This window comes from Gymnodinialimonas sp. 202GB13-11, assembly GCF_040932485.1.
GTDB lineage: Bacteria > Pseudomonadota > Alphaproteobacteria > Rhodobacterales > Rhodobacteraceae > Gymnodinialimonas > Gymnodinialimonas hymeniacidonis.
This window is the reverse complement of sequence record NZ_JBFRBH010000001.1, coordinates 2163579-2174348: the sequence shown is the minus strand read 5'-3', so window position 1 is coordinate 2174348 and position 10770 is coordinate 2163579. Positions and strand designations below refer to the sequence as shown.

The 10770-nt window shown below is 63.4% G+C and carries 10 protein-coding genes; 1 reads left to right on the top strand and 9 read right to left on the bottom strand.

The window, feature by feature from the left end; all coding sequences use genetic code 11:
• Positions 1-4 precede the first annotated feature (4 nt).
• Positions 5-1018, top strand: coding sequence for a Gfo/Idh/MocA family protein (locus V8J81_RS10840; RefSeq protein WP_368477629.1), 1014 nt, complete (start codon positions 5-7; stop codon positions 1016-1018).
• On the opposite strand, the gene V8J81_RS10835 is transcribed toward V8J81_RS10840, so the two are convergent.
• The 9 genes from V8J81_RS10835 to V8J81_RS10795 all read right to left on the bottom strand — a co-directional run bounded on the left by V8J81_RS10835 (position 1008) and on the right by V8J81_RS10795 (position 10770).
• Positions 1008-1682 (bottom strand): TetR/AcrR family transcriptional regulator, encoded by a 675-nt coding sequence (locus tag V8J81_RS10835; protein WP_368475762.1) that lies wholly within the window; start codon positions 1680-1682, stop codon positions 1008-1010. The two genes, V8J81_RS10840 and V8J81_RS10835, sit on opposite strands and share 11 nt — an antisense overlap.
• 3 nt (positions 1683-1685) lie before the next feature.
• Positions 1686-3206 (bottom strand): trimethylamine methyltransferase family protein, encoded by a 1521-nt coding sequence (locus V8J81_RS10830; RefSeq protein WP_368475761.1) that lies wholly within the window; start codon positions 3204-3206, stop codon positions 1686-1688.
• The gene (locus V8J81_RS10825; RefSeq protein ID WP_368475760.1) at positions 3203-5605 is read right to left on the bottom strand and encodes a GcvT family protein; all 2403 of its coding nucleotides are present in this window, start codon (positions 5603-5605) and stop codon (positions 3203-3205) included. Before V8J81_RS10825 ends, V8J81_RS10830 begins: the two co-directional genes overlap by 4 nt.
• A 109-nt stretch (positions 5606-5714) precedes the next feature.
• Positions 5715-6389, bottom strand: coding sequence for a phosphatase PAP2 family protein (locus V8J81_RS10820; protein WP_368475759.1), 675 nt, complete (start codon positions 6387-6389; stop codon positions 5715-5717).
• Positions 6380-8026, bottom strand: coding sequence for an ArnT family glycosyltransferase (locus tag V8J81_RS10815; protein ID WP_368475758.1), 1647 nt, complete (start codon positions 8024-8026; stop codon positions 6380-6382). The genes V8J81_RS10820 and V8J81_RS10815 overlap by 10 nt, the downstream gene beginning before the upstream one ends.
• Positions 8004-8354, bottom strand: coding sequence for a lipid-A-disaccharide synthase N-terminal domain-containing protein (locus V8J81_RS10810; RefSeq protein ID WP_368475757.1), 351 nt, complete (start codon positions 8352-8354; stop codon positions 8004-8006). Before V8J81_RS10810 ends, V8J81_RS10815 begins: the two co-directional genes overlap by 23 nt.
• Before the next feature lies 1 nt (position 8355).
• A complete protein-coding gene (locus V8J81_RS10805; protein ID WP_368475756.1) occupies positions 8356-9108 on the bottom strand; it encodes a glycosyltransferase family 2 protein in 753 nt (250 codons plus the stop codon).
• 67 nt (positions 9109-9175) lie between these two features.
• Positions 9176-10087 carry a dihydrodipicolinate synthase family protein gene (locus tag V8J81_RS10800; RefSeq protein ID WP_368475755.1) on the bottom strand — a complete coding sequence of 304 codons (912 nt, stop codon included), beginning with the start codon at positions 10085-10087 and terminating at the stop codon, positions 9176-9178.
• Complete coding sequence (locus V8J81_RS10795) at positions 10087-10770, bottom strand: aspartate/glutamate racemase family protein (protein WP_368475754.1); 684 nt, start codon at positions 10768-10770, stop codon at positions 10087-10089. The genes V8J81_RS10800 and V8J81_RS10795 overlap by 1 nt, the downstream gene beginning before the upstream one ends.

The following is a 10770-nucleotide window of genomic DNA, read 5'->3' as shown; positions in this document are numbered from 1 at the left end:
GACGTTGCGTGCCCTCATCATCGGCCTCGGCAACATGGGTCGCAGCCACGCGCTCGCCCACCACGCCGCCCATGATGCTGAGATTGTCGGGCTGGTCAGTCGGACCCAGCCAGATTTGCCGTCCGAACTGCAGGCCTATCCATGGTTCTCAAACGTCGACGCTGCCCTTGCCACCAAGCCCGATCTCGTCGTCATCGCCACCTATTCCGACAGCCACGCTGAGCTTGCGTTGAAGGCCATAGATGCAGGCGCGCATGTCTTTGTCGAAAAGCCCCTCGCCACCAATGTGTCCGACGCGCAGGCGGTCGTGGACAAGGCCCATGCCACGGGCCGCAAACTGGTCGTGGGCTACATCCTGCGCCATCATCCAAGCTGGCAGCGCCTCATTGCCGAGGCCCGCGCGCTCGGCGGTCCGTATGTCTTCCGCATGAACCTCAACCAGCAATCCAAAGGCGCGGAGTGGGAGACGCACAAAGCGCTCATGGACACCACTGCGCCGATTGTCGACTGCGGGGTGCATTACGTCGATGTCTGGTGCCAGATCACCGACGCCAAGCCCGTGGCCGTCCACGGCATGGGTCTGCGGCTCAGCGATGAGATCGCGCCGGACATGTACAATTACGGCCAGTTCCAAGTGATGTTCAACGACGGCTCCGTCGGCTGGTACGAGGCTGGCTGGGGCCCAATGATGAGTGAGACTGCGTTCTTCGTGAAGGATGTGATCAGCCCGAACGGCTCTGTCTCGATCACCGATGCCGACAAGGGCGAAAGCGCCGACATTGACGGTCACACAAAGGTTGGCGGTCTGCTTGTCCACCGCCCCGCGGGCGACCAGATGATCGACCTAGCCGAAGAACCCGGCCATCAGGAATTGTGCGATGCGGAGCAGGCCTATATGCGCCGTGCGATTGCCGAGGATATCGACCTCACCCGCCATATGGAGGATGCGGTGCGCTCCCTCGCTATCTGTCTGGCGGCCGATGAAAGTGTTCGAACCGGTCAGCGCGTCACGCTGTAGGGACAGGGCGCGCCATCGCAAAAGCGGTGAATGCCGCCACTTCGTCCGCCGTAGGCACCCGCCCCGTGAAATGCTCTAGAAATCCGGGCAAGCGGTCCATGCGCTGTGCCATATCCTCCTGCAGCTCCAGCGCGTGATAGCCGATCTGCATGAAATAGAGGATCCGCGCGCGGATATCGGCCTCCGCCGCATCGTAATCATGAGCCGCATACATGGCCGTCACGGCGTCCAACCGCGCCGCATCTGCCGCATCAATCCGCCCGCGTACAGAAGCATCGCGCCGCGACCATTCCCGCACGGCGAAATCCAGATGGGCGTCAAAGATGCTGTCCTCCACAAAGCAACGGAAGAAGTTGCACAGCGCACCCGTTATCGTCTCTGCCGACATCGCGCAGTGGCGCAAGATCGGCGCGGTATTGCGCGCCTCCCAATCGTCCAGCAGCGCCGCCAGAAGCTCCGCGCGGGAGCCGAAATACCAGTAGAAGCTGGACCGTGAGACACCCAACCGCGTGGCCAGCGCGAGGATCTTCACCTCGCCCGCGCCTTCGCTAACCAGCACATCGCGCGCCGCGTTCAACCAATCCTCGCGCGTGACCTTTACATGGCCCGTCAGCGGGTCTTTCGCCGGGTCATCTCGGTGCAGAACGGGGGCAGGGCGGGGCATGGCTCAGCTTTCCGGGTAGGCACCGCCGCGCGCGGTCATCTTGGCAATGGTTTCCTTTAACGCGCCTTGCCGGTCGGGGTCTATGGCGGGGCGGTTCGGGTTGGCCACGATCCCCTGCCAGATGTCCCGCGCGCGGGTTGAGGCATCCTTGGCCCCGCGCTCGCTCCACGTACCGAAATTGGCGTAGTCGTGCACGATGGGCTCGTAGAACTCGGTCTGGTAGCGGGCCATGGTCTGGGCGGCGGCAAAGAAATGCCCGCCCGGCTGCGTCTCGGCGATGGCATCAAGGCCGATCTCGGCCTCCCCCGCCTGCGCGCCTGCGCAGAGCTCGGCCACCATGTTCAGCACTTCGGCGTCAGTCACGAGCTTCTCGTAGGACACCGACAGTCCGCCCTCGATCCAGCCAGCCGAATGGATCACAACGGTCGCCCCGGCCATCAGGCAGCCCCACAGGCCAAACTGGTTCTCGTTCGCCGCCTGCACGTCGTTAAGGTTCGCCGCCGACCCCGCCGCCGACCGCCACGGCAGGCCGATGAACCGTGCGAGTTGCCCGGCCGCCAGCGAGGCTTGGAAATGCGCGGGCGTGCCGAAGGCGGGCGCGCCCGATTTCATGTCCACGTTCGAGGTGAACGTGCCGTAGCAAACCGGCGCGCCGGACTTGGCAAGCTGCGTCAGCGTCAGTGCCGCCAAGGCCTCCGCATGGCTCAACGTAATCGCGCCTGCCACCGTGATCGGGGCCATCGCGCCCATCAGGGTGAACGGCGTTATGATGGAAACCTGACCCGCCCGCGCAAAGTCGATCAGCCCTTGCGCCATAGGGATGTCGAGCGTGCGGGGAGAGTTCGTGTTGATGATCGTGTAGCAATGCGGTTGGCTGTGGAACTCATCATCCGACAGGCCCCGGAAATCTCGGAGAAGTTCAAAGCTTTCAGCCACTTGTGGCGAACCGCGTGAGAAGATGAAGGGGAACTTGTCGCTCTCCGTTAGCTGCGTCTCAAGCGTGTAGTAGTGGCGGATGTTCGTCGCCACATCCTGCGGTTCCACCAGCGGCGGCATCATCTGGAACACGTCGAAATGGTGGGTCAGTTGCACCAACTCGCGGAAATCGCGGGCGCTTCCTGGCCGCCGCCCCCGGATTTCATCGGTTGCATGGGGCGCGCCTGCGCCGGGTTGGAACACGAGGCTTCCAAGCTCCAGCACGATGTCGCGCTCCCGCGAACCGGCGCGGCCCTCAATCCGCGTGGGCGCGCTGGCCAATGCGTCGGCCACGATCTCGCGCCCGATATGGACCATGTCGCCTTTGACGGTCGCACCCGCCGCGCCGAACAGCTTGATCGCCTCGGGCAGCAGGACTTTCACGCCGAGGTCCTCCAGCACGCTCAACGCGGCCTCGTGCATCGCCTCGATCCGGTCCGCCGTGAAGACATCCATCGGCGGGAAGGGGTTCTTCAACTGCCGATAGTTCGTGACCCGCGCCGAGGGGCGTGGGCCAGAGGCATTTCGGGCGCGGTTGCGGCGGCTCATCCCCTCATGGCCTTGCCCGCCGGGTCATAGGGCGAGGCCGGGACAACCGTCGCGCCCCGTTCGACGCCCACGATATGCACCGAAAGGTCCGTGCCCTCCTGCGCGGCTTCGACGTTCACCATCGCCATGGCCAGCGATTTGCCGAGCGTGTGGCCGTAGCCGCCGGAGGTTACGAAGCCGACCATCTCGCCGTTCTGCCAGACCGGCTCATATCCAATCGGGTCGCTATCCCCGTCCGCAATCTCAAGCGTCACGACTTTCTGCGCCGGGCCATTGCCATCTCGTTCGGCCAACGCTTTATCCTTGCCGATGAACGACTTATCCCAGTCGATCCAGCGATCCATGCCGGTCTGCGCGGCGGTGTAGCCCATGGTGAATTCCGCCGACCAGATGCCGAAGCTCTTCTCCAACCGCGTGGACAAAAGCGCGTTGAACCCGACCTCGCGGATCCCTTCGTCCGCGCCCGCTTCCAGCAACATCCGCCGCAGCGTGATGTGGTCGCCGTAGCGGCAGTTGATCTCGTAACCCTTCTCGCCGGTCACAGACATCCGCGCCACACGCGCCTGAATTAGGCCGACATCCAGCGCCGCACAGCCCATGAAGGGCAGGTCAACGCCACCTTCGACCAGCTTGTCGATCACCGCCGTGGATTTCGGGCCGGAGAGAGAGAAGCCGCACATCTCCTCCCCCAGATCGCGCACCTGCACACCGTCGCTTAGGTGGTCGTTGAACCACCGCATGTGCCACGCCCGCAGGTAGTAGGACCCCATGATCCACCACGTGCCGTCGCCCCAGTTGAAAACCGTCAGGTCTCCCATCAATCGCCCGCTTGGTGCCAGCATTGGGGCCAGCTTCGCCCGACCCGGTTTCGGCAGTTTTGAGGCCATCATTTCGTCCAGCCACGCCTCAGCGTCCGGACCCGAGACCTCGAACCGGCTGAACCCGCTAATGTCCAAAAGGCCCACGCCTTCGCGCACCGTTCTGCATTCTTCAGCCACGATGTCATGCGCGTTCGACCGCTTGAGCGTCAGGTTTTCCTCGAAATCCTCGCTCGGCGCAAAGTAGAGCGGCACTTCCAGATCCCAACTCTGCCCCCATCGGCATCCGGCGGCCGTCATGTCTGAATACGCCGGAGCCCGCTTCAACGGACGGCCCGCGGGCAACTGCTCATTCGGGTACGACATCACAAACCGGCGCGAGTAAAACTGCCCCGTGGTCTGCTTGATATACTCTCGGTTCTCGGCAAACTTCCCATAGCGCGCGACGTCCATGCAGTAGGTGTCGGCCTCCGTCTCGCCCTCGATCATCCACTCGGCCAGCGATTTGCCGACGCCGCCGCCCTGAAGGAAGCCCGCCATCACGGCGCAGGCGCACCAATAGCCCTTCACGCCCGGAACCGGGCCGACCAGCGGGTTGCCATCGGGTGAGAAGGTGAACGCGCCGTTCACCCAAGTCTTCACGCCAACATTCTGCAGATCGGGGTAGCGCTCAAACCCAAGGATGAGTTCTTTCTCGATCCGGTCGGTCTGTTCCTGAAACAGCTCCATCCCGTAATCCCACGGCGCGCCGTCCATGGCCCAGTGTTCATGCTCGATCTCGTAGATGCCAAGCAGAACACCCTTCTGATCCTGCCGCAGATAGGTGAACCCTTCGAGGTCCACGGTCATCGGTACTTCGAAATCCAATTGCTCCAACGCGGGGATCGTGTCCGAGATCAGGTAGTGGTGCTTGAGCGGCGATACGGGCAGTTCGATCCCTGCCATTCGGCCCAACTGCTTCGCCCAAAGGCCACCCGCATTGACCACATGCTCACACGTGATCGTGCCCTTGTCAGTCACTACCTGCCAGCCATCAGCCGTCTGGATAAGTTCCTCCACCTTGGTGTGTTCATAATACTCCGCCCCGCGCTTCTTGGCGGCGATGGCATAGGCGTGCACGGTGCCGGTGGTATCCACATACCCCTCCCGATCCGCCCAAAGCGCGCCAAGCACGCCGTCGGTGGACATGATCGGGCAAGCGGCCTGCGCCTCCTCCGGAGTCATCAGATGGCAATCGTGGATGCCGATGGATTGGAACGTGCGATACGCCGATTGCAGCCATTCCCAGCGTTCCGGCGTGCCTGCCAGTGTCAGGCCGCCGGTCATGTGCAACCCGATGTTCTGGCCGCTCTCCGCCTCAACTTCACTCAGCAAATCAATGGTATAGGCCTGCAGCGCCGCCATGTTCGGATCCGCGTTCAGCGCGTGGATGCCGCCTGCCGCATGCCACGACGACCCCGCTGTCAGAACCGAACGCTCCAGCATCACGCAATCGGTCCAACCCATTTTGGCCAAGTGATACAAAACGGAAGAGCCGACAACGCCCCCTCCGATCACGACAACACGGTAATGGGATTTCATGGGCGGCCTCCGTCAGGGTCGAATCTGTCTCTCTGATGGGAGGCTAGGGAGAATTGGACAGGTCTGTCCAGACGGTTTGCGACCTCCGGCGGCTCCGTCCGCGACACATCTAGGTGCTCGGCCTCACCAACGCTGTGAGCAATCGACCAAATGTGTGCGGGATGGCCATCAGCCCAGCGCGCGGCACCTCCTCCTCTGCAAAAGGCTCTCTGATCCGCCAGCGGTCCAGCACCCACCCCGCCAGCACCGCGCCAAGCGCCAGCCCAGCTGCCACGTCTGACACGTAATGCACGCCCACCAACACCCGGCTTACGGCCACCAACACCGCCAAGCCCCAGGCGTAAGCCCACGCCCCCGGCCATATCCGGCAAGCCAGCACAGCCAGCGCGCCCATCGTCGTCGCATGACCCGAAGGGAAGGCCTTCCAGCCCGATTGGAACGAAAACGGCGCGAAGGTCATGGGCGATATCCCATCCAGATAGGCTGGTCTTGGTCGCCCGAAGCCATACTTCAAAGCCTGCACGGCAATCCCTGTCAGCAGGATCAACAGGAAACACGCAACCGCCACGCGCAGCACCGCGGCTGAGACCGGGGAAGGGCCCGCGAAAGCCGCCCCGACCATCAAGGTGATCAATACCAGCGCCTGCCAGTCTGTCTTGCCCACCCATGTGATCAGGCTCGCCGCATCCGCCAAGCCCTCAGGCGCATTCGACACAGCCTGATGCACTGGCACGTCCAGAACGAACGCCACCAGCAGCGCCAATAGAAACAGGGTCAGTCGCATGGGCTTTCTGGCGCCGGGACGCCCGGGGATACCCACAGCCGCAGCGCCACATCGCGGAAATTGGCGGAGTTCACGCCCCGGATCTCCGTCACCCCAATCACTCCGCCGGCCTCGTCCGTCGGTATCCAAGCGGCGCGGTTTTCATCCTCCGAAAGATATGCCAGCGCGCCGTCTTCATCCATCAATGTCACATCGCCCCCCAGCAGGAACGCGGCGGACGGCTCCTGATACCCCACCAGAGCGATAGGTCCGGCCAGGCACTCATGCGCCGCCATCGCGTCCGCGAGTTGTGGCGCAATCCAAAGATCGCGCGCTGCGGGCAGGGAAGCGGCAGTCAACGTCCAACCCATCACCGTCCCGGCAAGGGCCAGTGCGCCCATACCCTGCAACACCTTCATGCGCCAGAAAGCCACCAGCGCCGCCACCGCCGCGGCCAACGTCACCGCAGCACCCACTACGCTCAACCCATCCACGCCCGGCCCATAGACGACGGGAAAGGCCACCATCAGCCCGGCCATCAGAACGGCACCTAGCGCGAACCCCGCCGACCCGATCCAGGCTGGCCAGCCGCGAAACGCGCGCTTGCCGTCAAGCATTTGAACCACGGCGCCCGCACACAGGATCATCAACGCGGGGTAAAGGGGCAGGGTGTAGTGGATCAGCTTTACCGGCACGGCCTCGAACACCAGCCAGCCGGGGATCAGCCAGCCCAAAGTGAAAGCCGTCTCAGGGGTCTTCCGCGTGGTCCAACCATAGACCAGCGCAAGCGGGATCAGCAGGGTCCAAGGCCAGTAGGTGAACCATGTGGTTAACAAGTATTGGCCCGGCAGGCTGCCGGAATGCTCCCCACTGGCGAGGACCTTGTCAGTCAAATCGCCACCGACCGAGCCGGACCAAAAAGCGCCGTCTGTGACAAGTGTTATGGCAATGAACCACGGCGCGGAGAGGGCGAGAAACCACAGCCCACCCACCAGTGGCTTCAGCCGTGCAAGCCAGCCCAAGCTGCGCCCGTGCCACCCACACCATGCAATTGCGCCCACAACCGGCAAGGCCACCATCGGACCTTTCAGCAGGAACCCTGCCGCCAGCGCCGTCCAGAAGATCGCGGGCGTGACCCAGCCCTTTGCCTGATCCAGCCAAACGCGGCCCAAGGCCCCCATGGCCAGGATCACCGAAAGCAACAGCGCGGCATCGGTCTTTGCCGTCCGCGCCTCGGAATGCATCATGTAGATCGTCGCGCACATGATGCCCGCGAGCAGCGCGCCCCTGCGCCCGAGGAGGGGGCGCGCCGCCCAAAACAGCGCCAAGACAGACAGCACCCCGGCAAGGTAGGAGGGTAGGCGGTGCACCCAGATGGGCGTATTGCCCTCGGCCCCCGTCACCCATTGCGCGGTCGTTTGAAGCCAATAGATAAGGGCAGGTTTATTGTGTCGGGGCTGATCCAGCAGCCGAATGTCGATCAGATCGCCGGTATCCGCCATCTGCCGCGCGGCTTGTGCGAAGCGTGCCTCATCGCGGTCCTGCACCGGCAATTCAGCCAGCCCCACACCGAAACTCAAAAGTGCCAGCAGCAGCAGCGCCCAAGGTGCAAACCGATGCGCCAACAGGCCCATGTCAGGGCTTCTCGTGCGCCGCATCTGCCGCCGCCGCCGCAGCCGCTGCGTCCGCCTTTTGTGAACGGCGGATCAGCATCAGGTTGCGCGCATAGACGATCACACCCGTTGACTGGCCAAGGATGAACACCGGGTCTGCGCGGTAGATCGCATAGGCCAGCATCAACAACCCACCCGAGATCGACAGGTACCAGAAGGCGATAGGCACATAGGACCGACCCGCCCGCTCCGACGCAATCCATTGCACGATGAAGCGGGAGGCGAAGATCGCCTGCGCCACGAAGCCCAGTGTGACCCACCAGAACTCCAACCAATTGTCGATATTGAGGAAGTCGAAAAGCCATTCCTGCATGTCAGACGTCCTCGGCTCGGTCGATCTGCACCTCAGATGGGGCCACCTTGCGCCGCCGCCGGATGAGCCAGGCCACGCCGATCAGGTCAGACGCGCCCACAATGGCGCGCCCCAGATTGGTGTATTTGGAGGCACCCGCCGTGCGCGGCTTGTGCGCGACATCGACATGGGCAATCCCCCAGCCATCGCGCTGGAACAGGGCCGGCAAGAACCGGTGCATGTGGTTGAAATAGGGCAGGGCGAGGAAGGCATCGCGCCGGAATGCCTTGAGACCACAGCCCGTGTCCCGCGTCCCGTCCTTAAGCAGCGCCTTACGCAACGCATTCGCCGCCTTCGACGCCAGACGTTTGGCAGGCGGATCATCCCGTTTCACCCGCTGCCCCGCCACAAGGCCCAACGTATCCGGCCCGTCCAGCAACTCTGCCAACAGTTTCGGCAATTCCTCGGGCGGGTTCTGCCCGTCGCCATCCAGCGTCGCAATGATCGGCGCGCGCGCTGCCCGCACTGCCGAATGCACGGCTGCCGATTGGCCCGCAGGTGTGCGATGCGTCAGGATCGTCAACTGCGCCTGCGGATGCGCCGCACGGAACGCCAGCAGGGCCTCACCCGTCGCATCGGTCGAGCCATCATTCGTCACGCAAATCTCGAACGGCCCCAACGGCTCCGCCGCCGCCACACAGCCTCCCAGCAGATGCGGCACGGTATCGGCCTCATTCAGCATGGGGATCACAATGGCGAAACGAGCGGCGGTCATTCAGCGTTCCTTGAGCGGTCCCAAGGGCTTTAGGCCAAAGCCGTCCGGCCCGAAAGGGGGCCTGATCTCACAGCGCGGAAAGCCGCGCCTCCTGCCGCGCGATCAGCGTGTCGATCTCGGCCATGGCCGCAGGGCTCAGCTCCGCGCCTGCTTTGCGGGCTTTGGAGTGGGCAATCGCCCCGCGTTTGGCGAGGACATACTTCCGCGCCGCCAAACCCAGACCGGGCTGACACTCATACCGCACCAGCGGCAGGTAGGCGTCGAACACGTCTCGCGCCCGCTCAATATCGCCGCTGTTACAAAGGCTTACGACATCCCGCATCATCTCGGGATAGGCAAAGCCCGTCATCGCCCCGTCCACCCCTCGTAGCATTTCTTCCAGCAGGAACTGCCCGCCATTGCCGCACAGGATGGAGACCTTGCGCGCCCCTTCCGCCTCGGCCTGCCGCAAGGTGGAGATCTTTTCCAACCCCGGCCAATCCTCATGTTTCAGCATCACGCAATTCGGGCAAATGTCGAAAATCGCCCGCAAAACCGGCGCCGGGATGTGAATTTTCGTGACGAGCGGGAAATCCTGCAGCACCCATGACGTCTCACCCAACCGTTTCGCGACGTCGCCGAAATAGGCAATCACCTCATCATCGGCGCGTGGCGTGCCTTGCGGGGCGACCATCACACCCGCCGCTCCGTGTCCCATGGCGATCTCGCTGAAACGCTCCACCGCCTCAATCCGGGGCGAGGACACACCGACCACCACCGGCAAATCCGTGCGCGCCGTCACCCGCTGGATCACCGCCTCGGACTCCTTGGCCGAAAGCTCGCCCGCTTCCCCCATGATGCCGAGGATCGTGAGGCCAGTCGCGCCCTTGTCAGCATAGAAATCGACCATCGTGTCGATGCTGTCGAGATCCAGCGCCCCGTCCGGCAAGAACGGCGTGGCGGCAATGGTAAAGACCCCAGCGGCACTCTCATCAAGCATCAACTTTCTCCAACTTTGTGAAATTGTTTCAAGGCGACACGGGGCAGGGCCATCGCGACCGCCGCCTGACAAGGTTCGACCACTGGGATGCCCAAAGCGTCCTCAAGCGGAAGGCGAAACCGCGCCATGCCAGCGCAGCCCATGATCAGCACGTCTGCCCCATCCTCATCGCGCAGCTGCCGCCCTACGTCCGTCATCCGTTCCAGCGTGCTGCCCGCGCCATTCAGATCACTTACGCCGAGGCCGATGGCACGGTCGCCCGCCAACCGGTCCAGCACTCCCATCGCACCAAGACTGCGCAGGTGGCGAGCGATCGAACCCGGCAATATCGCAATGATCCCAAAGCGTTGCCCAAGCGTCATCGCAGTCATCACGGCGCTTTCCTGAATGCCTAGAACCGGTTTCGATGTCTGATCGCGCAAAGCATGCAGCCCCGGATCACCGAAACAGGCAATGACAAACCCAGCAGCCGAGTCCTCCACCCGCGCAGCCAGGTTCAAGGTCTGCGGAATGGTCATATCCGCTTGCGCCTGAGTCTCGATCCCCTTCGGCCCCGCGCTGTTTGTCACGCAAATGATCTGCCGCCCGAACGCTTCCAGTGGGCGTACAGCGTCCTCAATGCCGAGCGTTACGTCTTCCGAGGCATTTGGATTGATCACGTAGAGGGAACGCTCGTCACCCAA